This is a genomic window from Mesorhizobium sp. B2-8-9, from assembly GCF_006439475.1.
Classification (GTDB): Bacteria; Pseudomonadota; Alphaproteobacteria; order Rhizobiales; family Rhizobiaceae; genus Mesorhizobium.
In genome coordinates this window covers 259,888-283,336 of record NZ_VFTQ01000003.1, presented here as the reverse complement: position 1 = coordinate 283,336, position 23,449 = coordinate 259,888, and the positions used below count along the sequence as shown (strand labels likewise).

Annotated in this window: 21 protein-coding genes; all 21 read right to left on the bottom strand. The window is 63.2% G+C overall.

Annotated elements, in window-relative coordinates:
* Positions 1–682: 682 nt before the first annotated feature.
* The 21 genes from FJ423_RS05705 to FJ423_RS05605 all read right to left on the bottom strand — a co-directional run bounded on the left by FJ423_RS05705 (position 683) and on the right by FJ423_RS05605 (position 23,447).
* Positions 683–1,366, bottom strand: coding sequence for an ABC transporter ATP-binding protein (locus FJ423_RS05705; RefSeq protein ID WP_181164814.1), 684 nt, complete (start codon positions 1,364–1,366; stop codon positions 683–685).
* Positions 1,363–2,649, bottom strand: coding sequence for a lipoprotein-releasing ABC transporter permease subunit (locus FJ423_RS05700; RefSeq protein WP_140839951.1), 1,287 nt, complete (start codon positions 2,647–2,649; stop codon positions 1,363–1,365). Before FJ423_RS05700 ends, FJ423_RS05705 begins: the two co-directional genes overlap by 4 nt.
* The gene (proS, locus tag FJ423_RS05695) at positions 2,646–3,974 is read right to left on the bottom strand and encodes a proline--tRNA ligase (RefSeq protein ID WP_140839949.1); all 1,329 of its coding nucleotides are present in this window, start codon (positions 3,972–3,974) and stop codon (positions 2,646–2,648) included. Before proS ends, FJ423_RS05700 begins: the two co-directional genes overlap by 4 nt.
* 574 nt (positions 3,975–4,548) lie before the next feature.
* Positions 4,549–4,833 (bottom strand): DUF1467 family protein, encoded by a 285-nt coding sequence (locus tag FJ423_RS05690; protein ID WP_095764873.1) that lies wholly within the window; start codon positions 4,831–4,833, stop codon positions 4,549–4,551.
* Positions 4,830–5,234, bottom strand: coding sequence for a methylmalonyl-CoA epimerase (gene mce / locus FJ423_RS05685; protein ID WP_140542006.1), 405 nt, complete (start codon positions 5,232–5,234; stop codon positions 4,830–4,832). The genes FJ423_RS05690 and mce overlap by 4 nt, the downstream gene beginning before the upstream one ends.
* A gap of 151 nt (positions 5,235–5,385) precedes the next feature.
* Positions 5,386–7,056 carry a ribonuclease J gene (locus FJ423_RS05680; RefSeq protein ID WP_140839947.1) on the bottom strand — a complete coding sequence of 557 codons (1,671 nt, stop codon included), beginning with the start codon at positions 7,054–7,056 and terminating at the stop codon, positions 5,386–5,388.
* A 96-nt stretch (positions 7,057–7,152) separates the two neighbouring features.
* Positions 7,153–7,974 carry a biotin--[acetyl-CoA-carboxylase] ligase gene (locus tag FJ423_RS05675; RefSeq protein ID WP_140839945.1) on the bottom strand — a complete coding sequence of 274 codons (822 nt, stop codon included), beginning with the start codon at positions 7,972–7,974 and terminating at the stop codon, positions 7,153–7,155.
* Positions 7,975–7,978: 4 nt separating this feature from the next.
* Positions 7,979–9,415 (bottom strand): NADH-quinone oxidoreductase subunit NuoN, encoded by a 1,437-nt coding sequence (gene nuoN, locus FJ423_RS05670; protein ID WP_140839943.1) that lies wholly within the window; start codon positions 9,413–9,415, stop codon positions 7,979–7,981.
* A gap of 14 nt (positions 9,416–9,429) precedes the next feature.
* Entirely contained in the window at positions 9,430–10,935 is a 1,506-nt protein-coding gene (locus tag FJ423_RS05665) for an NADH-quinone oxidoreductase subunit M (protein ID WP_140839940.1), read from the bottom strand.
* On the bottom strand, positions 10,935–12,908 hold the full coding sequence (gene nuoL, locus FJ423_RS05660; RefSeq protein ID WP_140839938.1) for an NADH-quinone oxidoreductase subunit L: 1,974 nt from the start codon (positions 12,906–12,908) through the stop codon (positions 10,935–10,937). Before nuoL ends, FJ423_RS05665 begins: the two co-directional genes overlap by 1 nt.
* An 11-nt stretch (positions 12,909–12,919) precedes the next feature.
* The gene (nuoK, locus tag FJ423_RS05655; RefSeq protein ID WP_027168992.1) at positions 12,920–13,228 is read right to left on the bottom strand and encodes an NADH-quinone oxidoreductase subunit NuoK; all 309 of its coding nucleotides are present in this window, start codon (positions 13,226–13,228) and stop codon (positions 12,920–12,922) included.
* A 1-nt stretch (position 13,229) separates the two neighbouring features.
* Positions 13,230–13,850, bottom strand: a complete 621-nt coding sequence (locus FJ423_RS05650; protein ID WP_140545674.1) for an NADH-quinone oxidoreductase subunit J — start codon at positions 13,848–13,850, stop codon at positions 13,230–13,232.
* 229 nt (positions 13,851–14,079) lie between these two features.
* Positions 14,080–14,571, bottom strand: coding sequence for an NADH-quinone oxidoreductase subunit NuoI (gene nuoI / locus FJ423_RS05645; RefSeq protein ID WP_095764866.1), 492 nt, complete (start codon positions 14,569–14,571; stop codon positions 14,080–14,082).
* Entirely contained in the window at positions 14,571–15,614 is a 1,044-nt protein-coding gene (gene nuoH / locus FJ423_RS05640; RefSeq protein WP_095764865.1) for an NADH-quinone oxidoreductase subunit NuoH, read from the bottom strand. The genes nuoI and nuoH overlap by 1 nt, the downstream gene beginning before the upstream one ends.
* Positions 15,615–15,616: 2 nt before the next feature.
* Positions 15,617–17,698 carry an NADH-quinone oxidoreductase subunit NuoG gene (gene nuoG / locus FJ423_RS05635; protein ID WP_140839936.1) on the bottom strand — a complete coding sequence of 694 codons (2,082 nt, stop codon included), beginning with the start codon at positions 17,696–17,698 and terminating at the stop codon, positions 15,617–15,619.
* 74 nt (positions 17,699–17,772) lie between these two features.
* Positions 17,773–18,456 (bottom strand): NADH-ubiquinone dehydrogenase, encoded by a 684-nt coding sequence (locus tag FJ423_RS05630; protein ID WP_140689744.1) that lies wholly within the window; start codon positions 18,454–18,456, stop codon positions 17,773–17,775.
* Between the two features lie 75 nt (positions 18,457–18,531).
* Complete coding sequence (gene nuoF / locus FJ423_RS05625) at positions 18,532–19,836, bottom strand: NADH-quinone oxidoreductase subunit NuoF (RefSeq protein ID WP_095764862.1); 1,305 nt, start codon at positions 19,834–19,836, stop codon at positions 18,532–18,534.
* Between the two features lie 10 nt (positions 19,837–19,846).
* Complete coding sequence (locus tag FJ423_RS05620; protein WP_140839934.1) at positions 19,847–21,169, bottom strand: NADH-quinone oxidoreductase subunit E; 1,323 nt, start codon at positions 21,167–21,169, stop codon at positions 19,847–19,849.
* Positions 21,170–22,360, bottom strand: coding sequence for an NADH-quinone oxidoreductase subunit D (locus FJ423_RS05615; RefSeq protein WP_140839932.1), 1,191 nt, complete (start codon positions 22,358–22,360; stop codon positions 21,170–21,172).
* 66 nt (positions 22,361–22,426) lie between these two features.
* Positions 22,427–22,804, bottom strand: coding sequence for a four helix bundle protein (locus FJ423_RS05610; protein WP_140839930.1), 378 nt, complete (start codon positions 22,802–22,804; stop codon positions 22,427–22,429).
* A gap of 40 nt (positions 22,805–22,844) precedes the next feature.
* Entirely contained in the window at positions 22,845–23,447 is a 603-nt protein-coding gene (locus tag FJ423_RS05605; RefSeq protein WP_095764859.1) for an NADH-quinone oxidoreductase subunit C, read from the bottom strand.
* Positions 23,448–23,449: the final 2 nt, after the last annotated feature.

Genomic DNA, 23,449 nt, shown 5'->3' with positions numbered 1-23,449 from the left:
GTCACCGTGCGCAGTCCGAGCGGCACGGTCATCAAAAGAAAGATCAGTCCGAGATTGCCGGCCACGAGCGTGACCGTGACGATGACCGACACTTGCCTTGGCTCCCCGTCTTGAAGGAACAGCCTAGCGGCAGCGCGGCCAAGAAAGACTTAACAACGGGCGGGCATCTGCCCGTCCCGTACAGGCGGCGAAACCGCCTGATCACATGGCGCCGATCCAGATCGCCATGGAAACGAGAAAGGTGCTCATGCAAACCAGTGAAACGACGTCCTGAACAAGATCGCTCATAACTCTCTCCTGTTGTTGCTGTGTTCGTAATTTGTTCTAATTTTGTTCGAATGTCAACGACCGTCGGAGGCGTGCCAGATTGATTTCGGGCGATCCGTTTGGGCAGGGTTAAGGAAAGGTTGAGGGCCTTGCTCCGCGGGCACACCGCAGCCGTTTGCGATTAGCCAACACGCCGATGGCTTCGTCATTCTAGGGCGGAGCAAGGAGCGAAGCGACGCGCGCAGACCCTAGAATCCATTCCGTGAGATTGATGCTTCGCTACGGTGCGGAACAAGGCTTCTAAAAGCCCCTCTGCCCCCTCTGCGGCGTCGCATTCTTCGGCAGAGGTAACGGAATGGATCCTAGGGTCTTCGCTCCGCTTCGCGGAGCTTCGCCCTAGGATGACGACATTGGCCTATAGCGGCACGACCTTGCCTTCAGCCAACGTCACGCGCCGGTCCATGCGTCCGGCGAGCTCATGGTTGTGGGTGGCGATCAGCGCCGCGAGGCCCGACTGCCTGACCAGCGCCTCCAGCGCATCGAACACATAGGAGGCGGTGACCGGATCGAGATTGCCGGTCGGCTCGTCGGCCAGGAGCACCAGCGGCGCGTTGGCAACGGCGCGGGCAATGGCGACGCGCTGCTGCTCGCCGCCGGAAAGCTCGGCCGGCCGGTGCTGCGCGCGCTTGCCGATCTGCATATAGTCGAGGAGCTGCGCCGCCCGCTCGGATGCTTCCTTGCGGCCGAGCCCCTTGATCAGCTGCGGCATCATGATGTTCTCGAGCGCGGAGAACTCCGGCAGCAAATGATGGAATTGATAGACGAAGCCGACGTCGTTGCGGCGGATCGCGGTGCGCTCCTCGTCCGACAGCCGTCCGCACGCACGGCCGGCGAGGATCACATCGCCCGCATCGGGCCGCTCCAATAGCCCCGCCGTGTGCAAAAGGGTGGACTTGCCGGTGCCCGACGGCGCCACCAGCGCCACCATCTCGCCGCGCCTGAGCGAAAAGTCGGCGCCGTTCAGAATGGTGAGCTTGCGCGGCCCTTGGACGTAGTGCCGCTCGACGCCCTTCAACTCGATAATGGCCTCGGCCATCATTCGTACCTCAAGGCTTCGACGGGATCGAGCCGGGCGGCCCGCCAGGCCGGGAACACCGTCGCGAGGAACGACAGGCCAAGCGCCATGATGACGACATAGGTCGTCTCGCGCGGATCCATCTTCGCCGGCAACTGGCTGAGGAAATAGAGCTCGGGATTGAACAGGATCCTGCCGGTCATCCAGGAGAAGAACTGGCGGATCGATTCGATGTTGAGGCAGATGACGACGCCGAGCAGCACGCCGGCGATCGTGCCGGTGACGCCGATCGCCGCGCCCGTCATCAGAAAGATGCGCAGGATCGCGCCGCGCGAGGCGCCCATCGTGCGCAGGATGGCGATGTCGTGGCCCTTGTCCTTCACCAGCATGATGAGGCCGGAAATGATGTTGAGCGCCGCCACCAGCACGATCAGAGTGAGAATCATGAACATGACGTTGCGCTCGACCTGCAGCGCCGAGAAGAAGGTCTCGTTGCGCTGTCGCCAGTCGACGAGGTCGACCGGCCGCTGCGCCGCCTGCTCGACCAGCGGCTTCAGCGCGTCGACATTGTCGGGATTGTCGACATAAATCTCGATGGTCTGGGCTCGCCCGTCCATGTTGAAATAGAGCTGCGCTTCCGAGAACGGCATATAGACGATCGAGCTGTCATATTCCGACATGCCGACCTCGAAGATCGCCGCCACCTTGTAGCCCTTCATGCGCGGCGTGGTGCCGAGCGGCGTCACGTCGCCGTCCGGCGAGATCAGCGTGATCGTGTCGCCGAGCACCAGCCCGAGGCTTTCGGCCATGCGCTTGCCGATCGCCACGCCGTCGCCGGTGTCGAAACCGTCGAGCGTGCCCTGCTTGATGTTGCTGGCGACGATCGAAATCTTGCCGAGGTCCTCGCCGCGGATGCCGCGCACCAAGGCGCCCGTGCCGCCGCCGACATTGCCTTGCGCCAGGACCTGGCCGTCGATCAGCGGGATGGCGTATTTGACGCCCGAAACACCGTTGATGCGGCTCGCCACCTGGGCGTAATCCTCCAGCGGCGAATCGAGCGGCTGCACGATGAGATGGCCGTTGACGCCGAGGATGCGGGTCAGCAACTCGGCGCGGAAACCGTTCATCACGGCCATGACGACGATCAACGTCGCGACTCCGAGCATGATGCCGAGAAAGGAGATCGAGGCGATGACCGAGATCACCGTCTCCTTGCGGCGCGATCGCAGATAGCGCCACGCCACCATGCGCTCGAAGCCGGAGAAAGCGCCCGCCGCTGACCTGGCCGCTGCCGCCGCCTCGTTCATGCGGCGATACCCAGGCGTTTCTTGGCTTCGGCGATCGGCAGCGTCTCGCGCTCGCCCGACCTGCGGTTCTTGATCTCGACCTCGCCGGCGGCCACGCCGCGCGGGCCGACGATCACCTGCCACGGCAGGCCGATCAGATCGGCGGTGGCGAATTTGCCGCCGGGACGCTGGTCGGTGTCGTCATAAAGCACGTCCTTGCCCGCCGAAGTCAGAGCCGCATAGAGCTCGGCGCAGACGCGGTCGCATTCGCCATCGCCGACCTTCATGTTGATCAGGCCGATATCGAAGGGCGCCACCGCTTCCGGCCAGATGATGCCGTTCTCGTCATGGCTGGCCTCGATGATCGCCGCGACCAGGCGCGACGGACCGATGCCATAGGAGCCGCCCGAGGCGTAATGGTCCTTGCCGTCGGGGCCGGTCACCTTGGCGTTCATCGGCTTGGAGTATTTCTCGCCGAAGTGGAAGATATGGCCGACCTCGATGCCGCGCGCCGAGACCTGCTCGCTTGGCGGAACGTTCGCCCAGGCCGCCTCGTCATGCATCTCGTCGGTGGCGGCATAAGGCGTCGTCCACTTCTTCACGATATCGCCGATCTCGGCGTCGTTGGAGAAGTTGGTGCCGGCGCCCGGCACGTCGAGCGTCAGATAAGCGCGGTCGCAGAACACCTGGCTCTCACCGGTCTCGGCCAGGATGATGAACTCATGGCTGAGATCGCCGCCGATCGGACCGGTGTCGGCGCGCATCGGAATGGCCTGCAGGCCCATACGTGTAAACGTCCTGAGGTAAGAGACGAACATGCGGTTGTAGGCGGCCTTGGCGCCCTCGAAATCGAGGTCGAAGGAATAGGCGTCCTTCATCAGGAACTCTCTGCTGCGCATGACGCCGAAGCGAGGGCGCACCTCGTCGCGGAACTTCCATTGGATGTGGTAGAGGTTGAGCGGCAGGTCCTTGTAGGACTTCACATAGGCGCGAAAAATCTCGGTGACCATCTCTTCGTTCGTCGGCCCGTAGAGCATGTCGCGGTCCTGGCGGTCCTTGATGCGCAGCATCTCCTTGCCGTAGTCGTTGTAACGGCCGCTTTCGCGCCAAAGATCCGCCGACTGGATGGTCGGCATCAAGATTTCCAGCGCGCCGGCGCGGTTCTGTTCCTCGCGGATGATCTGGCAGACTTTGTCCAGCACGCGCTTGCCGAGCGGTAGCCACGAAAAGCTGCCCTGCCCCTGCTGGCGGATCATGCCTGCGCGCAGCATCAGCCGATGCGAGACGATCTCGGCCTCGCGGGGATTTTCTTTGAGAATGGGCAGGAAATAGCGCGACAAACGCATGGACTGGTCCGTGAGTGAAAATGGCGGCGCGGGGAATCGGCGCAACCGAGGCTGCTTGCCCGGGCTTCATAGCCATTTCATGGCCGAATGGAAACCCGAGTGCCCCAAAGTATCGGGCCTTCTGCACCTTACCAAAAAGGCGATTTTGGCTGCAAAGTGCCGCAAATGGCTATTTGATCGATTCACAAGCAAGCCCTGCCGCACTATTGTGCAGTGCAGCACGATATTGCCTGTTTCGAGGCAAAATTCTTCGTGACATTTTCACCTGCCTTGGTCTAGTGTGCGCCGATAACCGAGAGGGCGGAGAAAAATCTGCTCTCCTACGCGGTCAAAGTCTTGGGAGGATGCGATCTAGGCGCGGTAACTCGCTGCCGCCGGACACCGGAAACGGATCGGACGCGTTTAAATTGCAAGGCCTTGTGCCTTGCATTTTTTTTGTGCAATCATCTGCTTAGCGCGATCATCTGCCAAACAGCGTCAGCCACGGTTAGCCGTCGAATTCGGAAGCCGGCTTCCGAATTCAACCTTGGCGCGCGTATGCTGCTTAATACTTGCGGAGACTGTATCTTCAGCGTCAGTGATGGGCATTCGGACTAAAGTCCGGCATGATCCGCATGATATCGTCGAAGCTGAATCCCAGGCCCATCGTCAGGCCGTAGAGAATGCCCATCACGACCACCGTCACGATCGTCGCGCGGGCGAAGGCGCGCAGCATGTGCGGGCCGCGCGGTGCGCTGGAAACGGTGCCAAGCGTGACATCCTGGTCGTCGTCCTGGGTGCGCAGGCTGAACGGCAGAACGACGAACAGCACCAGCCACCAGGTGACGAAGAACAGCGCGGCGAACAGGATCCAGTTCATGCCTGCTCCAGTTCGACCAGCGTGCCGAAGAAATCCTTGGGATGCAGGAACAGCACCGGCTTGCCATGCGCGCCGATCTTCGGATTGCCGTCGCCAAGCACACGCGCGCCGCTTTGCTTCAAATGATCGCGGGCGGCTAGGATATCGTCGACCTCATAGCAGACGTGATGCATGCCGCCCGAAGGGTTCTTCTCGAGGAACGCGGCGATGGGCGATGCCTCGCCCAGCGGTTCCAGCAACTCGATCTTGGTGTTGCCGACATCGACGAACGCCACGCTCACACCATGCTCCGGCAGCGCCTGCGGCTCGCTCAGCCGCGCGCCCAGCGTATCCCGATAGGCTGCCATTGCCGCGGCCAGATCCGGCACAGCAAGCGCGACATGGTTCAGACGTCCAAGCATAAAGCGCTCCGCTTTTAGGGGAGTAAGGGAGTAGGGCAGTAAGGGAGTAGGGAAAAATCTCGGCGTATACAAATCTATCGCCCTTTCCCTACTGCCCTACTGCCCTACTGCCTTACTGCCTTACTCCCCTACTCCCCTACTCCCTTGTTCGTCACCGCGTGACGAACACCGTCACCAGCGGCTTCTTGCCCCAAGCTTCGTTGGCGGCGCCGCGCACTGCGCGGCGCACCGCCTCCTGGACCAGGTCGAGGTCTTTTCGGCGCTGACGCGGAATGGAGTCCACCGCGCCGATTGCCGCATCGAGCATCAGATCCTCCAGCGTCTCGCCGCGGGCGTCCGCTTCGGCGACGCCGATCGCCACCAGGTCGGGGTCGCCGGCAAGCTCATATTTGTCGTCGAGCACGACATTGACCGCGACATGCCCGGCGAATGAAAGCTTGCGGCGGTCGCGTATGCCCATCGCCTGGTCGGTGCCGATCAGCGAGCCATCCTTGTAGAGCCGCCCGAACGGCACCTGGTCGATGATCGTCGCCGGCCCTGGCCAGAGCCTCAGCATGTCGCCGTCGCGCACCTGCGCCACCTGGCCGATGCCCGACATCGACATCAGCGAGCCCTGCGCCACCAGATGCGCCGCCTCGCCATGCACGGGAACGCCGATCTGCGGCCGCACCCATTCATACATCTTGCGCAATTCGCTGCGGCGCGGGTGGCCGGAGACATGCACCAACGCGTCGCCGTCCTCGATGATCTTCATGCCGAGATCGATCAGCCGGTTCTTGATCTCGAGAATTCCCTTTTCGTTGCCGGGAATGGTGCGCGAGGAAAACACCACCGTGTCGCCGGCCGTCAGCGCCACCGACTTCATCTCGTCGCGTGAAAGCTTTGCCAGCGCCGCCAGCGGCTCGCCCTGGCTGCCGGTGCAGATGATCACCAGGTTCTCGCGCGGGATATAGCCATAGTCCTCCTCGGCGATGAACTCCGGCAGCCCGTCCATGTAGCCGAGCTCGCCCGCCACATCGATAACACGCTTCAGCGATCGGCCGAGCACAAGGCATTGCCGGCCGGCATCGCGTGCCGCCTTGGCGATCGAGACGATACGCCCGACATTGGAGGAGAAGGTCGTGACCGCGACGCGCCCCTTCGCGCTCTCAATGACACCCTTGAGGCCTTCGCCGACAGCGACTTCCGACGGCGACTCCCCTTCCCTCAGCGCGTTGGTGGAATCGCAGATCAGCGCCAGCACGCCCTTGTAGCCATAGGCGCGGAAGCGTGCCTCGTCGGTCTTCGGGCCGATCGTCGGCGCCGGGTCTATCTTCCAGTCGCCGGTGTGGATGACGATCCCGGCGGGCGTGGTGATCGCCAGCGACATCGGCTCGGGAATCGAATGCGCCACGGGAATGGCCTCGATCTCGAAAGGTCCGATGGTGAATTTCTCACCGCCCCGGTAGATCGACGCCGGTATCTTCTGCGCGCCCTGCTCGCCCTGTCGCTTGGCCTCGAGCAGGCCGGCGGTGAACGGCGTCATCCAGACCGGGACTTTAAGCTTCGGCCAGATATCGAGCAGCGCCCCGTAATGATCCTCATGCGCATGGGTGATGACGATGCCGCGCAGGCCGTCGATATTCTCCTCGATGAAGCGCGTATCGGGCAGGATGAGATCAACGCCGGGATGTGCCGAGTCCGGAAAGGTGACGCCGACATCGACGATGATCCATTCGCGCGCATCGGCGGGCCCATAGCCGTAAAGGGCGAAGTTCATGCCGATCTCGCCGACGCCGCCCAGCGGCGCGAAGACGAGCTCGGCGTTTTCCTTATTCGCCATCAATTCTTTCCTTCCTGGCCGCTTTGGCCAAGCCGTTGGCGCAAACCCGGGAAAAGCGTGTCACGGCTTTCCGTACGGAATTGCACAAAAACAAAATTATACCCGGGCCGAGGCGACCGCGCCGAAATGCACGTCGCCGGCCGCGATCGTCAAAACCGATCCCTCATCGTCGCGGATCACGAAACGGCAGTCCTCGTCAATGGTTTCGAAGACGCCGCGCACCACATTGCCGTCAATTCTGACAGCAACCTCACCGCCGAGCCCTGCCGCGCGGGCAAGCCAGCGCTTTCTGATGGCATCGAGCCCGCGCCCGTCATCCCACAGCCTGGCATTCTCGCTCCAGGCATCCGAAAGCGCCAGGAACAGCATTTCGGCATCGCATGTGGCGCCCAGCGCCCGCAGCGACGTCGCCGGATAAGGCAAATCTTCGGGGTAAGCCACGACATTGACGCCGATACCGATGGCGACGGCAAAGCGGCCGCCCTCGAGCATCGCCGATTCCAACAGGATGCCAGCAAGCTTGGCGCCCGACGCCAGCACGTCGTTCGGCCATTTCAATTCGAAGCGGTTGCGGCCCTGGCTCGCGCCGTCGACGGCGACGGCGATCCGGCCCTTCGGCACGACGGCGTCGAGAGCGTCGGCCAGCGCAAGCCCCGCGACGAAGCCGAGCGTCGCGGCAAGCCGGAGCTCGCCACCCGGAACCAGAAGCAGCGTCGCCGCGAGATTGCCTTCGGGCGTTGCCCAGACACGGCCGCGGCGGCCGCGGCCGCTTTCCTGCTTCTTCGAAACGACCCAGAGCTTGCCGGGATCGCCGGCGCGCGCGTGTTCCAGCGCCAGCGCATTGGTCGAGCCGACGCTGTCATGCGCCTCGAGCCGGAACCCCTCCGACGCCGCGGTTGGAGCCAGCCGAAACGCCATCCCGTCAGAAGAAGGTCTTGGCGGCGGCTTCGGCATAGCTGCCGATCGGCCCGCCGATCAGCACGTAGAACAGCACGAAGGCGCCGCTGACGCCGAGCACGAGGCGCAGCTCGCTGGCCATCGGCACGAAGCCGCCGACCGGCTCGTCGAACCACATGATCTTGATGATGCGCAGGTAATAATAGGCGCCCACCACCGAGGCCAGCACGCCGATGATCGCCAGCGCGTAGAGATGCGCGTTGATGGCGGCGAGGAACACGTACCACTTCCCCCAGAAGCCGGCGAGCGGCGGAATGCCGGCCAGCGAGAACATCAGGACGGTGAGGATGGTGGCCATGATCGGATTGGTCGAGGCGAGACCGGAAAGATCGCTGATCTGCTCGACATTGCCTTCCTTGCGCCGCATGGCCAGGATGAAGGCAAAGGTGCCGAGCGTCATCACCAGATAGATCAGCATGTAGATGGCGACGCCGCGCACGCCGGCCTGGCTGTTGGCGGCAAGGCCGACCAGCGCATAGCCCATATGGCCGATCGAGGAATATGCCATCAGGCGCTTGATGTTGGTCTGGCCGATGGCCGCGAAGGCGCCAAGCGCCATCGAAGCGATCGAGATGAAGACGACGATCTGCTGCCAGTCCGAGGCGATCGGCTTGAAGGCGCCCATGGTGACGCGCACGATCAGCGCCATCGCCGCCATTTTCGGGGCGGCTGCCAGGAAGGCGGTGATCGGCGTCGGCGCGCCCTCATAGACGTCCGGCGTCCACATATGGAACGGCACGGCCGAGATCTTGAAGGCGAGGCCTGCCAGCACGAACACCAGGCCGAAGACCAGGCCGAGCTGGCGCTCGCCGCCGCCAAGAGCCGTCGCGATTTCCTGGAAACCGGTATTGCCGGTGTAGCCGTAAACGAGGCTGATGCCGTAGAGCAGCATGCCCGACGACAGGGCGCCAAGGACGAAGTATTTCAGGCCGGCTTCGGTCGAGCGCAGATTGTCGCGGTTGATCGCCGCCAGCACATAGATCGCCAGCGACTGCAGCTCGAGCCCGAGATAAAGCCCGATCATGCCGTTGGCCGAAATCATCAGCATCATGCCGAGCGTGCAGAGCAACACCAGAACCGGGAATTCGAACTTGTCGAAATGCTCCTGGCGCGCAAAGCGCATCGACATGACGAGCGTCACCGCCGATCCGATCAGCGCCAGCATCTTCATGAAGGCGCTGAAGGAATCCTGCACGAAGGCGCCGCCATAAGCAGCGCCTTGCGTGCCGGAGAAGCCAAGCCAGAGGCCGGTCACCACCAGCACGAGGACGGCCAGGCCGGTCACGGTCATGGTGCTGTTGGAGCGCGAATAGGCCCCGATCATCAGGAGCGCCAGCGCACCGACGGCGAGGATCAGCTCCGGCGTCGAGAGCGAAAGGCTGGAGAGAAGGTCCGGCGTCATGGTCTATTCCCCAGTCAGTTCGCCGCCGCGGTCTGCGCGGAATTGATGGATGCGGTGACGTTGGTTACGAGCGTCTTGACCGACTGGGCCGTCGCGTCGAACACCGGCGCCGGGTAGACGCCGAAGAAGATGACCAGCACCACCAGCGGGTAGACGATCGCCTTCTCGCGCGGCGAAAGGTCGAGCAGGTTCTTCAGGCTATCCTTGGTCAGCGCGCCGAAGATCACCCGGCGATAGAGCCACAGCGCGTAGGCCGCCGACAGGATGACGCCGGTGGCGGCGAAGAACGCCACCCAGGTGTTGACCTTGAACACGCCGAGCATGGTCAGGAACTCGCCGATGAAGCCGCTGGTGCCGGGAAGGCCGACATTGGCCATGGTGAAGATCATGAACACGGTGGCGTATTTCGGCATGTTGTTGACGAGACCGCCATAGGCGTCGATTTCGCGCGTATGCATACGGTCGTAGATGACGCCGACGCACAGGAACAGCGCGCCCGAGACGAGGCCGTGGCTGAGCATCTGGAAGATCGCGCCCTGCACGCCTTCCTGGTTCATCGCGAAGATGCCCATGGTGACGAAGCCCATATGGGCGACCGACGAATAGGCGATCAGCTTCTTCATGTCCTCCTGCATCAGCGCCACCAGCGAGGTGTAGATGATGGCGACGACCGAGAGCGTGAACACCAGCGGCGCGAACATCGCCGACGCCTCCGGGAACATCGGCAGCGAGAAGCGCAGGAAGCCGTACCCGCCCATCTTCAGCAGGATGCCGGCCAGGATCACCGAACCGGCGGTCGGCGCCTCGACGTGGGCGTCCGGCAGCCAGGTATGCACCGGCCACATCGGCATCTTCACCGCGAAGGAGGCGAAGAAGGCGAGCCACAGCCAGGTCTGCATGTTGGCCGGGAAATTATGCGTCAGAAGCGTCGGAATGTCGGTGGTGCCCGACTGGAAGAACATCGCCATGATGGCGAGCAGCATCAGCACCGAGCCGGCGAGCGTGTAGAGGAAGAACTTGAACGAGGCATAGACGCGCCGCTTGCCGCCCCAGACGCCGATGATGATGAACATCGGAATCAGGCCAGCCTCGAAGAAGACGTAGAACAGCACGATGTCGAGCGCGCAGAACACGCCGATCATCAGCGTCTCGAGGATCAGGAAGGCGATCATATAGGCCTTGACCCGCTTCTCGATCGCATCCCAGGAGGCCAGTATGCAAAGCGGCATCAGGAAGGTGGTCAGGATGACGAACAGCATCGAGATGCCGTCGACGCCCATGTGGTAGGAAATGCCCGAATCCAGCCAGGCGTGCTTCTCGACGAACTGGAAGCCGGCCTGCGAATTGTCGAAGCCCGTCCAGATGAACAGCGAGATCACGAAGGTGAACGCCGTCGTGATGAATGCGATGGCGCGGATGTTGCGGCGCGCGTTTTCGCTGTCGTCGCTGATGAACAGGATGAGCAGAACACCAACCAGCGGCAGGAAGGTGACCAGCGAGAGGATTGGCCAGTCGGTCATCAGAGCATCATCCAGGTGACGAGAGCGGCCACGCCGATCAGCATGGCGAAGGCATAGTGATAGAGATAGCCGGTCTGCAGCTTGACGACCCTGTTGGTGACGTCGACGACGCGCGCCGAGATGCCGTCGGGGCCGAGGCCGTCGATGACGGCGCCGTCTCCGGTCTTCCACAGGAACCTGCCGAGGCGCTTCGCCGGCCGCACGAACAGGAAGTCGTAGAGCTCGTCGAAATACCACTTGTTGAGCAGGAATGCATAAAGCAGGCGATGATTGGCGGCGACGCTTCGGGGAAGTTCCGGCGAGCGGATATAGAATTTCCAGGCCACCGCGAGGCCGATCAGCATGGCGACGAACGGGGCGAGCTCTACCCAGAGCGGCAATTCGTGGATCTCATGCAGGATGTGGTTTTCCGGCAGCGTGAACAGCGAAGCCTTCCAGAATTCGGCGTAACCCTCGCCGATGAAGGCGCCGTGGAAGATGATACCGGCAAACAGCGCGCCGGCGGCCAGCACATAGAGCGGCACCAGCATCACCGGCGGCGATTCGTGGACATGGTGCATGACCTCGTGGCTGGCGCGCGGCTCGCCGTGGAAGGTCATGAAGATCAGCCGCCAGGAATAGAAGCTGGTGAAGCAGGCGGCGACCACCAGCAGGATAAAGGCGAAGCCGGCGACCGCATTGTGGCTGGCGAAGGAGGTCGCGATGATGGCGTCCTTGGAGAAGAAGCCGGCAGTGCCGATCACCGTTGCCGGAATGCCGACGCCGGTCAGCGCCAGCGTGCCGACGATCATCATCCAGTAGGTCGCCGGGATGAGCCTGCGCAGGCCGCCCATCTTGCGCATGTCCTGCTCGTCGGACACGGCATGGATGACCGAGCCGGAGCCGAGGAACAGCAGCGCCTTGAAGAAGGCGTGCGTGAAAAGGTGGAAGATCGCCGCGCCATAAGCGCCGACGCCTAGCGCCACGAACATGTAGCCGAGCTGCGAGCAGGTCGAATAGGCGATGACGCGCTTGATGTCGTTCTGGACGAGGCCGACGGTCGCCGCGAAGAAGGCGGTGAATGCGCCGATGAAAGTGACGACGGTCAGCGCCGAATGCGAAAGCTCGAACAGCGGCGAAAGCCTCGCCAGCATGAACACGCCGGCGGTCACCATGGTCGCCGCGTGGATGAGCGCGGAGACCGGCGTCGGGCCTTCCATCGCGTCCGGCAGCCAAGTGTGCAGCGGCACCTGCGCCGACTTGCCCATGGCGCCCATGAAGAGCAGCAGGCAGACCACCGTCAGCGCCGTCTGCTTGTCGAGCGCTTGGCCGAGGAAGGTGAGCACGGCAGCACCCGCCGGCGCGCCTTCGGCCGGCAGGAAGGATGCGGCATTGGCGAACACGGTGCTCAGATTGACCGAACCGAACAGCACGAACACGCCGAAGATGCCGAGCGCGAAGCCGAAGTCGCCGACGCGGTTGACGACGAAAGCCTTGATGGCGGCGGCATTGGCCGACGGCTTCTTGTACCAGAAGCCGATCAGCAGATACGAGGCGAGACCGACGCCCTCCCAGCCGAAGAACATCTGGATGAGGTTGTCGGCCGTCACCAGCATCAGCATCGCGAAGGTGAACAGCGACAGATAGGCGAAGAAACGCGGCCGGTTCGGATCGTAGTGCATGTAGCCGATCGAGTAGATATGGACCAGCGCCGACACGGTGTTGACGACGACCAGCATAACCACCGTCAGCGTGTCGATCCTGAGCGCCCAGGAGGCGTCGATGCCGCCCGACTGGATCCAGCGCAGCACCGGCACGGTGAACACCTCGCCATGGCCGAAGCCGACGGTGAAGAAGGCAACCCACGACAGCACCGCCGCGATCACCAGGAAGCCGGAGGTGATGTATTCGGAAGCCTTGGCGCCGAGCGAATTGCCGAACAGGCCGACGATCAGGAAGCCGAGCAGCGGAAGGAAGACGATAGCCTGATACATGATGGTTCCCGTCAACCCTTCATCGCGCTCACGTCTTCGACCGCGATCGAGCCGCGGTTGCGGAAGAAGACGACAAGAATGGCAAGTCCGATCGCGGCTTCAGCGGCTGCGACCGTCAGCACGAACAGGGCAAAGACCTGTCCGACAAGGTCATGCAGCGCCGCCGAGAAAGCGACGAAGTTGATGTTGACCGCAAGCAGGATGAGCTCGATCGACATCAGGATGACGATGATGTTGCGGCGGTTCAGGAAGATGCCGAACACGCCGAGCGTGAACAGGATCGCCGATACCGTCAGGTAATGTGCAATGCCGACGACCATCTCAGATGCCCTCGCCCGATTTGACCTTGCGGATTTCCATGCCCGTCGCCGGCGTGCGGGCGACCTGCGCGGCGATCGACTGCCGCTTGACGCCTTCCTTATGGCGCAGCGTCAAGACGATGGCGCCGATCATGGCGACCAGCAGCACCAGGCCGGAAATCTGGAAATAATAGAGGTAGTCCGTGTAGAGAATGTCGCCGAGCGCCGCCGTGTTGGAGCGCGTGGCGAGATCCGGCGTCGCCTTGGCGACCGTCGAGGCGAGCTGCGGCGCAAATGTGTAGCCGCCGAGCACGACGATCAGCTCCGCCGCCAGGATCAGCCCGACCAGCGCGCCGATCGGCGCGTATTGCAGCGCGCCCTCTTTCATCTCGGCGAAGTCGACGTCGAGCATCATGACGACGAACAGGAACAGCACCATAACCGCGCCGACATAGACGACCAGCAGGATCATCGCCAGGAACTCGGCGCCGGTCAGCATGAACAGACCCGCGGCGTTGAAGAAGGTGAGGATCAGGAAGAGCACCGAATGCACGGGGTTGCGCGACGAAATGACCATGAAGGCCGACGCCACGGCGATAAAGGCGAAGAGGTAGAAAAAGGCCGCCTCTAGTCCACTCAGCATGGGTTCCCCCGGGTTCCAAATTCCGACTCCGACCCGCCTCCGGTTCGAAACCGCGTGTTCCTTAGACGGACGACGTTGCGACGTCCACTTTCTTGTTCTTTCTCCCCGTTTACAGGGAGAAGGTGGCCCGAAGGGCCGGATGAGGGGTACGCCAAGTTTCCAGAAGCTGGCGCGGCCCCTCATCTGCCTGCCGGCGTCTTCTCCCCGTAAACGGGGAGAAGCACGCTAATCACCTATACGGCGCATCCAGCGCGATGTTGCGCGCCAGCTCCCGCTCCCAGCGATCGCCGTTCGCGAGCAGCTTTTCCTTGTTGTAGTAGAGCTCCTCGCGCGTCTCGGTCGCGAATTCGAAATTGGGCCCTTCGACGATGGCGTCGACCGGGCAGGCTTCCTGGCAGAAGCCGCAATAGATGCACTTCACCATGTCGATGTCGTAGCGCACGGTGCGGCGCGTGCCGTCATTGCGGCGCGGGCCGGCCTCGATGGTGATGGCCTGCGCCGGGCAGATCGCCTCGCAGAGCTTGCAGGCGATGCAGCGTTCCTCGCCGTTCGGATAGCGGCGCAGCGCATGCTCGCCGCGGAAACGCGGGCTGATCGGCCCCTTCTCATGCGGATAGTTGATCGTTTCCTTCGGTGCGAAGAATTGGCGCATCGACAGGAAGAAGGCGCTGACGAAATCCTTCAGCAGCAGCGATTTTGCGGCCTGGGCCAGAGCGGACATCACGCAAACCCCGTGATCTTGAGGAAGGCCGCGGTGGCGACGACCATGAACAGCGAAATCGGCAGGAACACCTTCCAGCCCAGCCGCATCAGCTGATCGTAGCGGTAGCGCGGCACAAAAGCCTTCACCATGGAGAACATGAAGAACATCAGGCAGATCTTCAGCACGAACCAGATCACCCCAGGTATCCAGGTGAAGGGCGCGAAGTTGAACGGCGGCAGCCAGCCGCCGAGGAACAGGATGGTCGCCAGCGCGCACATCAGGACGACGGCGACATACTCGCCGAGGAAGAAGAGCAGGAACGGCGTCGACGAATATTCGACCATGTGGCCGGCGACGAGTTCCGATTCCGCTTCCACCAGGTCGAAGGGCGGACGGTTCGTCTCGGCAAGCGCGGAAATGAAGAACACCACGAACATCGGCAACAGCGACAGCCAGTGCCAGTCGAGGAAGGTGTTGGGCAGGCCAAGCCGCGTGCCGAGACCGTCCTGCTGCGACATGACGATGTCGGAGAGGTTGAGCGAGCCGACGGTGAGCAGCACGGTGACGATGACGAAGCCGATCGAGACTTCGTAGGACACCATCTGCGCGGCCGAGCGCAACGCGCCGAGGAACGGATATTTCGAGTTGGACGCCCAGCCGCCCATGATCACGCCATAGACCTCGAGCGAGGAGATGGCGAAGACATAAAGGATGCCGACATTGATGTTGGCGATCGCCCAGCCCTCATTGACCGGAATGACAGCCCAGGCCGAGATCGCCAGCACCGCCGACACCAGCGGCGCCAGAAGGAACACGCCCTTGTTGGCGCCCGACGGGATCACCGGCTCCTTGAAGACGAATTTCAAAAGGTCGGCGAAGGCCTGCAGCGTTCCCCACGGACCGACGACGTTCGGCCCGCGCCGCAATTGCACCGCCGCCCAGATCTTGCGGTCGGCATAAAGCAGATAGGCGACGCCGATCAGAAGCACGACGATCAGCACGACCGACTTCAACAGGATCAGCAGCGTCGGCAGCACATAGAAGGAGAAGAAGGTGTCCATGCTTATTCCGCCGCCTGCTTGAAGCCGCTCTTGGCCAGCGCCGAGCATTCGGCCATCACGGCCGACGCCCGCGCGATCGGGTTGGTGAGATAAAAATCCCTCACCGGCGAGGTGAACGTGCCCTTGTTAAGCCGGCCGCCGAGCTTCGCCACCTTGGCGATGTCGTCGCCGCTGCCCGCCTGCACCTGATCGATGCGGGCGAGATGCGGGAATTCGCCATAGAGCTTGGCACGCAGCTGCGCCAGCGAATCGAAGGGCAGCTTCTTGCCGAGCACGTCGGAGAGCGCCCGCAGGATCGCCCAGTCCTCGCGCGCCTCGCCAGGGGCGAAGCCGGCGCGGTTGGTCTGCTGCACGCGGCCTTCCGTGTTGACATAGGTGCCCGACTTCTCGGTATAGGCCGCGGCCGGCAGGATGACATTGGCGCGGTGCGCGCCGGCATCGCCATGCGTGCCGATATAGACGACGAAGGCGCCGCCGGTCTTGGCCATGTCGATCTCGTCGGCGCCGAGCAGGAAGAGCACATCGGTCTCGCCCAACATGCCGGCGACGTTCTTGCCGCCCTCGCCCGGCACGAAGCCGACATCGAGGCCGCCGACTCTTGCCGCTGCGTTGTGCAGCACCGCAAAGCCGTTCCACTCGGCTGTGACCGCGTTGACGGCAGCCGCGAGCCTGGCTGCCTGGCCGAGCACCGCTGCGCCGTCGGTGCGCGCCAGCGCGCCCTGGCCCACGATGATCAGCGGATGCGTGGCCTTGCTCAGCACCTCGAAGAACTTGCCGTTGCCGTCGGCAAGGTCCTTGAGCGATTCCGGGCCGGCGCCGATCAGCTCATAGTCGTAGCGTGTATCGCCGATCTCGCCGATGACGCCGACCGGCAGATTGCCGACGCGCCAGCGCTTGCGGATGCGGGCGTTGAGCACCGAGGCCTCGAAGCGCGGATTGGCGCCGATGATCAGCACCGCATCGGCCTGCTCGATGCCTTCGATGGTCGGGTTGAAGATATAGCTGGCGCGGCCGAGCGACGGGTCGAGCGCTGCTCCATCCTGGCGGCAGTCGATGTTCTTCGAGCCGAGCGCGGCCATCAGCAGCTTGAGCGCGTAGATTTCCTCGACCGCGGCGAGATCGCCGGCGATGGCGCCGATCCGCTCGGGTGCGGTCTTTGCAACCTCGTCCTTGATCGCGGCGAAGGCTTCCGCCCAGCTTGCCGAAACGAGCCTGCCGTTCTTGCGCACGTAAGGGCGGTCTAGGCGCTGCGTGCGCAGGCCGTCCCAGATGAAACGGGTCTTGTCGGATATCCACTCCTCGTTCACCGCCTCGTTGACGCGCGGCAGGATGCGCATCACTTCACGGCCTCTGGAGTCGACGCGGATCGCCGAGCCGACCGCGTCCATGACGTCGATCGATTCCGTCTTGGTCAGTTCCCACGGCCGCGCCTGGAAGGCGAACGGCTTGGAGGTCAGCGCGCCGACCGGGCACAAATCGATGACGTTGCCCTGCAACTCCGACGTCATCGCCTGTTCGAGATAGGTGGTGATCTCGGCATCCTCGCCGCGGCCGATCAGGCCGAGCTCGGAAATGCCGGCGACCTCGGTGGTGAAGCGGACGCAGCGCGTGCAATGGATGCAGCGGTTCATCACCGTCTTGACCAGCGGGCCGATATACTTGTCCTCGACCGCGCGCTTGTTCTCATGATAGCGCGAGGAATCGACGCCGAAGGCCATTGCCTGATCCTGCAGATCGCATTCGCCGCCCTGGTCGCAGATCGGGCAATCGAGCGGATGGTTGATCAGCAGGAACTCCATCACGCCTTCGCGGGCCTTCTTGACCATCGGCGTGTTGGTGAAGATTTCCGGCGGCTCGCCATTCGGGCCCGGGCGCAGGTCGCGCACGCCCATGGCGCAGGAGGCCTGCGGCTTGGGCGGACCGCCCTTCACCTCGATCAGGCACATGCGGCAATTGCCAGCGATCGACAGCCGCTCGTGGAAGCAGAAGCGCGGCACTTCCGCGCCGGCGTCCTCGGCCGCCTGCAGCAGCGTGTAATGGTCGGGTACCGTGATCTCTTTCCCGTCGACCTTTAGCTTTGCCATTCGCCTCAAACCTCTGCGGATGTCCCGCAATCTATCCTTCCGGGCGCGACTGAAGCCGCGCCCGGCATTTCAATTCACTTCTTCGCGGCGAGCGCCGCGGCCTGGGCAGTCCAGTTGTCGCGGCCGATACGGCCGGCGAGCGACAGGTAATCTTCCACCCAGGCGATCTCTTCCGAGGTCCAGGCGGCGATCTGGCCATAGGTCCAGATGCCGAGACCGTTGAGCACCTTCTCCAGCTTCGGTCCGACACCCGAAATCGCCTTCAGGTCCGACGGCTTCGCCGGCTTGTCGACGGCCTTAGGCTGCCTGAAATCCTCAGGCATCAGCCCCGTTGCGGCCGGTTGGGCGACAATATCGGCCCCGGTCGCGTCGAGCGCCTTCTCGGTCGCGTTCGCCGCTATGTCGGTCACATCCTGGGCGAAGGTCTGAGCCCTGGCGATCAACGTCTCGGTCGCCTTGCGCGCCTTGGAGGCGTTGGCGGCCGCTTCATGCTGCGCCTCGAGATCGTCGAGGAAAGGCTGGAACATGCGCTGCGAAGCCTCCAGCGCGCCGGTGAACGCGCCCATCCACATGCCGACGGCGTGGTTGGCCAGACCGATGCTGAGCGCCGACATCGCGGCGGCGCCCGCGACTGGATGCGCCAGAAGGTTGACGGCGCTGGCCATCTCCTTCGGCATCATCTTGGTCAGGTCCTGGTTCATCTTCTCGAGTTGGTCCAAATCAGGCACGAACGGATAGGGTATCGAATACGGCGCCATAGAGATCTCCTGGTCGTTTCTTCGTATGCCCGCCCCAGTTTTTCAGTCTTCGGGCCAAGCCCGTATTTCGTAGTCTTATTCCGCCGCCACCATCACCGGCTCGACCCGGTGCGCGTTGCGCGAAAACTCGTCGATGCGGCGTTCCACCTCGCCGCGGAAATGCCGCATCAGGCCCTGGATCGGCCAGGCAGCCGCGTCGCCCAGCGCGCAAATTGTGTGGCCCTCGACCTGCTTGGTGACGTCGAGCAGCATGTCGATCTCGCGCTTCTGCGCCTCGCCGCGCACCAGCCGCTCCATCACCCGCCACATCCAGCCGGTGCCTTCGCGGCACGGCGTGCACTGGCCGCAGCTCTCATGCTTGTAGAAGTAGGACAGCCTGGCGATCGCCTTCACGATATCCGTCGACTTGTCCATGACGATGACGGCCGCCGTGCCAAGGCCGGATTTCAGGTCGCGCAGCGCGTCGAAATCCATCGGCGCATCGATGATCTGCTCGGCCGGCACCAGCGGCACCGAAGCGCCGCCCGGAATGACCGCGAGCAGATTGTCCCAGCCGCCGCGGATGCCGCCGCAATGCGTCTCGATCAGCTCGCGGAACGGGATCGACATCGCTTCTTCGAAAGTGCACGGATTGTTGACGTGGCCGGACACGCAGAACAGCTTGGTGCCGGCATTGTTCGGGCGGCCGAAGGACGAGAACCAGGCGGCGCCCCGGCGCAGAATGGTCGGCGCCACCGCGATCGATTCGACGTTGTTGACGGTGGTCGGGCAGCCATAGAGGCCGACATTGGCCGGGAATGGCGGCTTCAGCCGCGGCTGGCCCTTCTTGCCTTCCAAGCTTTCGAGCAGCGCCGTCTCCTCGCCGCAGATATAGGCGCCGGCGCCATGATGCATGTAGATGTCGAAGTCGTAGCCGGACGTGTTGTTCTTGCCGATCAGCTTGGCCGCGTAAGCCTCGTCGATGGCGCGCTGCAGCGCCTCACGCTCGCGGATGAACTCGCCGCGCACATAGATGTAGGCGGCGATCGCGCCCATGGCGAAGCCAGCGACCAGCGCGCCTTCGACCAGCGTGTGCGGATCGTTGCGCAGGATATCGCGGTCCTTGCAGGTGCCGGGCTCGGATTCGTCGGCGTTGATGACCAGATAGCTCGGCCGTCCGTCGCTCTGCTTGGGCATGAACGACCACTTCAACCCGGTCGGGAAGCCGGCGCCGCCGCGCCCGCGCAGACCCGACGCCTTCATTTCGTTGATGATCCAGTCGCGGCCCTTGGCGACGAGGCCTGGCGTGTCATCCCAGATGCCGCGCGACTGCGCGCCGGCCAGCGACTTGTCGAACAGGCCGTAGATGTTGGTGAAGATGCGGTCTTTGTCCTGAAGCATTTGTCGTCCCTCAGACCGGCTTCTTGCCGAAGACGCGGATGTATTCGGCGACGCCGCCCTTGGCGAGCGCCTTGGCCTGCTTCACCCAGTCGTCGCGCTCGATGCGGCCGCGGAAATTGAGATAGCCGTCGACCCATTCGCGCTCGGCTTTCTTCCAGGCGGCGACCTGCGCGAAGGTGTAGATGCCCAGCGAATGCAGGGTGCCTTCGATCTTCGGGCCGACGCCTGAGATCAGCTTGAGATCGTCGACCGTTGCCGGGCGCTCGATGCCGTTCGGCCGGTTCTTGTCGTCGAGCGAAGGTTTCGTCGTCTTGGCGACAGGCTGCTTGGTTTCCGGCGCCTTGAAAGCCGTGACCGGCTCGGCCTTGGTCTTCGGCCCGCTGCGCGGCTTTGAAACCGCCTCGACTTCCGGAGAAGCCTGATTGGCGTTGGCGGCCGAATGGCGCGGCGCCCTGACGCTGGCGCCATTCTCGGTGGCCGGGGCGACCTTGACCGGCGACGGCGTGTTGAGCGCCGGGCTGGTTTCAGCCGCATGGGTCTTCGGCTTGCTGGATTTTGACGGTCCAATCGGGCCAGAGGCGGCCGTAGCCGGCGCCGAAGCTGCCGGCGCAGCGGGTGCCGGGGCTGCGGCGGGAGTTGCAGGCGGCGCCGACGCGAGAGCTTCCTTGGCGGCTTTCGCCGCCGCCCTGGCTTCCTTGTCGCGCGTCGACTTCAGGATCCCCTTTTCGCTGGTCAGCGTCGTCAGCCCGGTAGCCGGCTCGGACCCGTGGCGGCCGTTCTGCGGACCAGGCTTCACCTCGGCGCCCTTGCCGGCGTCGTAGAGATCGATGATCTCGGCCAGCCGCTCGGGCGTCAGGTCCTCGAAAGTGTCCTTGAAGATCATGACCATCGGCGCGTTGACGCAGGCGCCGAGGCATTCGACTTCCTCCCACGACAGCGTGCCCTTGTCGTTGGTGTGGAACTGGTCGTGATGGATTTTCGACCGGCACACATCCATCAGCGCTTCCGAGCCGCGCAGCATGCAGGGCGTGGTGCCGCAGACCTGGATATGGGCGCGCGTGCCGACCGGATTGAGCTGGTACTGCGTATAGAAAGTCGCGACTTCGAGGCCACGGATGCGCGGCATGCCGAGCATGTCGGAGATCGTCTCGATCGCCGCCTTGGTGACCCAGCCTTCCTGCTCCTGCGCGATCATCAGCAGCGGGATGATGGCCGACTGCTCGCGACCCTTTGGGTATTTGGCGATCCACTGCTGGGCGGCTGCCGCGTTCGCCTCGTTGAAGGCGAAGGTGGCAGGCTGGAGGCTGGCTTCTGCAAGACGGCGGACTGACATTTAGCGATCGACCTCACCAAACACGATGTCGAGGGAGCCAAGCACGGCGGTGACGTCGGCCAGCATGTGGCCGCGGCACAGGAAATCCATGGCTTGCAGATGCGCGAAACCGGGCGCGCGCAGCTTGCAGCGATAGGGCTTGTTGGTGCCGTCGGAGACCAGGTAGACGCCAAATTCGCCCTTCGGTGCCTCGACGGCCGCATAGACCTCGCCGGCCGGCACGCGGTAGCCCTCGGTATAGAGCTTGAAGTGATGGATCAGCGCTTCCATCGAGCGCTTCATCGCGGCGCGCTTCGGCGGCACGACCTTGCCGTCGAGGTTCGACACGCGGCCGGCGCTTTCCTTGCCGAGCAGCAGATCGACGCACTGGCGCATGATCTTCGCCGACTGGCGCATCTCTTCCATGCGCACAAGGTAACGGTCGTAGCAGTCGCCGTTCTTGCCGATCGGAATGTCGAAATCCATCTCGGAATAGCATTCATAGGGCTGCGATTTGCGCAGGTCCCAGGCGGCGCCCGAGCCGCGCACCATCACGCCAGAAAAGCCCCAGGCCCAGGCGTCGGCCAGGGACACCGTGCCGATATCGACATTGCGCTGCTTGAAGATGCGGTTGCCGGTCAAGAGCGCGTCGAGATCGTCGATCGACTTCAGGAACGGGTCGATCCACTTGCCGATGTCCTCGACCAGCTTCTGCGGCAGGTCCTGATGAACGCCGCCCGGCCGGAAATAGGCCGCATGCATGCGCGAACCCGAGGCGCGCTCGTAAAACACCATTAGCTTTTCGCGTTCGACGAAGCCCCAAAGCGGTGGCGTCAGCGCGCCGACATCCATGGCCTGCGTCGTCACATTCAAGATGTGCGACATGATACGGCCCATCTCGGAATAGAGCACCCGGATCAGTTGCCCACGCTTCGGCACCTCGATGCCGAGCAGGCGCTCGGCCGCGAGAGCGAAGGCATGCTCCTGGTTCATCGGCGCGCAATAATCGAGCCGGTCGAGATAAGGCACGGCCTGCAGATAAGTCTTGGCCTCGATCAGCTTCTCGGTGCCGCGATGCAGCAGACCGATATGCGGATCGACGCGGTCGACCACCTCGCCGTCCAGCTCCAGCACCAGGCGCAAAACGCCATGCGCCGCAGGATGCTGCGGGCCGAAGTTGATGTTGAAGTTGCGGACGGAGGTTTCAGCCATCGTGGCGCCTCTGGCGACGAGTCAGTAGTGAGTAGTGAGTAGTATTCATCAATCTCAATGCCTGCTTCATTCCGCCTGCTTGGCCTGCACCGTCCGAATGAGAGATCTCGTCATCTTTCCAATCTCTTCGCATCGCACCAGCAGTTCAATCTCATTGTCTTTTTCTAATAAGCCAACCCGGCATGCCAGGAGTATGTGCGTTTCCAGTTCCTTCAACGAACCCTGCGCCATGCGCAGAAATTGAACGAATGAACCTCTGTTCTCACGACCATATCCCTCAGCGATATTGGCGGCGATAGATGCCGCCGAGCGGCGCATCTGGGAGGTCATTCCATAGATCTCGTCCTTCGGAAAACCCTTGGTGACGCGATAACAATCTTCGGCAAGGACCATCGCCGATTGCCACACCATCAGGTCGCGATAAGATTCGATCCGCTTTTCCAATTCCTTCCCTACTGACTACTTACTACTCACTACTTCCTACTCACTGCTTCGCCTTCTCATCCCCGGGAAGCACGTAATCCGTTCCTTCCCACGGGCTCAAGAAGTCGAAATTTCTGAATTCCTGCTTCAATTCCACCGGCTCGTAGATCACCCGCTTGGCCTCGTCGTCGTAGCGCACCTCGACGAAACCGGTCAGCGGGAAATCCTTGCGCAGCGGATGCCCCTCGAAACCATAGTCGGTGAGAATGCGGCGCAGGTCCGGATGGCCCGAGAACAGCACGCCGTAAAGGTCGTAGGTCTCGCGCTCGAACCAGTCGGCACCCGGATAGACGCCGGTCAGCGACGGCACCAGCGTCTCCTCGTCGGCCTGGACCTTGAGCCTGATGCGGACATTCTGCTTCGGCGACAATAGGTGATAGACGACGTCGAAGCGCCTGGCGCGCGACGGGTAGTCCGCTCCGCAGACATCGATGATCGAGATGAACTGGCAGCGCGGATCGTCGCGCAGGAAGGTCGCGACCTCGATCAGGTTGCCCGGTTCAACCGAAACCGTCAGCTCACCATAGGCAAGCACGGCTTCGCCAATGCGGCCGGAGAGCTTCTCGCCGAGATAGGTGGAGAGTTCGTTCAACGCCAGGGTCATCG

What these genes read in the sequence shown, in the direction of transcription:
- FJ423_RS05705 (WP_181164814.1), bottom strand. Translation starts at nt 1,366, where the DNA reads ATGATGGCCGAGGCCATTATCGAGTTGAAGGGCGTCGAGCGGCACTAC.
- proS (WP_140839949.1), bottom strand. Translation starts at nt 3,974, where the DNA reads ATGCGTTTGTCGCGCTATTTCCTGCCCATTCTCAAAGAAAATCCCCGC.
- FJ423_RS05615 (WP_140839932.1), bottom strand. Translation starts at nt 22,360, where the DNA reads ATGGCTGAAACCTCCGTCCGCAACTTCAACATCAACTTCGGCCCGCAG.
- FJ423_RS05690 (WP_095764873.1), bottom strand. Translation starts at nt 4,833, where the DNA reads ATGAACTGGATCCTGTTCGCCGCGCTGTTCTTCGTCACCTGGTGGCTG.
- FJ423_RS05650 (WP_140545674.1), bottom strand. Translation starts at nt 13,850, where the DNA reads ATGCTGAGTGGACTAGAGGCGGCCTTTTTCTACCTCTTCGCCTTTATC.
- nuoK (WP_027168992.1), bottom strand. Translation starts at nt 13,228, where the DNA reads ATGGTCGTCGGCATTGCACATTACCTGACGGTATCGGCGATCCTGTTC.
- FJ423_RS05675 (WP_140839945.1), bottom strand. Translation starts at nt 7,974, where the DNA reads ATGGCGTTTCGGCTGGCTCCAACCGCGGCGTCGGAGGGGTTCCGGCTC.
- nuoF (WP_095764862.1), bottom strand. Translation starts at nt 19,836, where the DNA reads ATGCTTCAGGACAAAGACCGCATCTTCACCAACATCTACGGCCTGTTC.
- FJ423_RS05620 (WP_140839934.1), bottom strand. Translation starts at nt 21,169, where the DNA reads ATGTCAGTCCGCCGTCTTGCAGAAGCCAGCCTCCAGCCTGCCACCTTC.
- nuoN (WP_140839943.1), bottom strand. Translation starts at nt 9,415, where the DNA reads ATGACGCCGGACCTTCTCTCCAGCCTTTCGCTCTCGACGCCGGAGCTG.
- nuoL (WP_140839938.1), bottom strand. Translation starts at nt 12,908, where the DNA reads ATGTATCAGGCTATCGTCTTCCTTCCGCTGCTCGGCTTCCTGATCGTC.
- nuoI (WP_095764866.1), bottom strand. Translation starts at nt 14,571, where the DNA reads ATGTCCGCTCTGGCCCAGGCCGCAAAATCGCTGCTGCTGAAGGATTTC.
- nuoG (WP_140839936.1), bottom strand. Translation starts at nt 17,698, where the DNA reads ATGGCAAAGCTAAAGGTCGACGGGAAAGAGATCACGGTACCCGACCAT.
- FJ423_RS05605 (WP_095764859.1), bottom strand. Translation starts at nt 23,447, where the DNA reads ATGACCCTGGCGTTGAACGAACTCTCCACCTATCTCGGCGAGAAGCTC.
- FJ423_RS05680 (WP_140839947.1), bottom strand. Translation starts at nt 7,056, where the DNA reads ATGGCGAATAAGGAAAACGCCGAGCTCGTCTTCGCGCCGCTGGGCGGC.
- mce (WP_140542006.1), bottom strand. Translation starts at nt 5,234, where the DNA reads ATGCTTGGACGTCTGAACCATGTCGCGCTTGCTGTGCCGGATCTGGCC.
- FJ423_RS05665 (WP_140839940.1), bottom strand. Translation starts at nt 10,935, where the DNA reads ATGACCGACTGGCCAATCCTCTCGCTGGTCACCTTCCTGCCGCTGGTT.
- nuoH (WP_095764865.1), bottom strand. Translation starts at nt 15,614, where the DNA reads ATGGACACCTTCTTCTCCTTCTATGTGCTGCCGACGCTGCTGATCCTG.
- FJ423_RS05630 (WP_140689744.1), bottom strand. Translation starts at nt 18,456, where the DNA reads ATGGCGCCGTATTCGATACCCTATCCGTTCGTGCCTGATTTGGACCAA.
- FJ423_RS05700 (WP_140839951.1), bottom strand. Translation starts at nt 2,649, where the DNA reads ATGAACGAGGCGGCGGCAGCGGCCAGGTCAGCGGCGGGCGCTTTCTCC.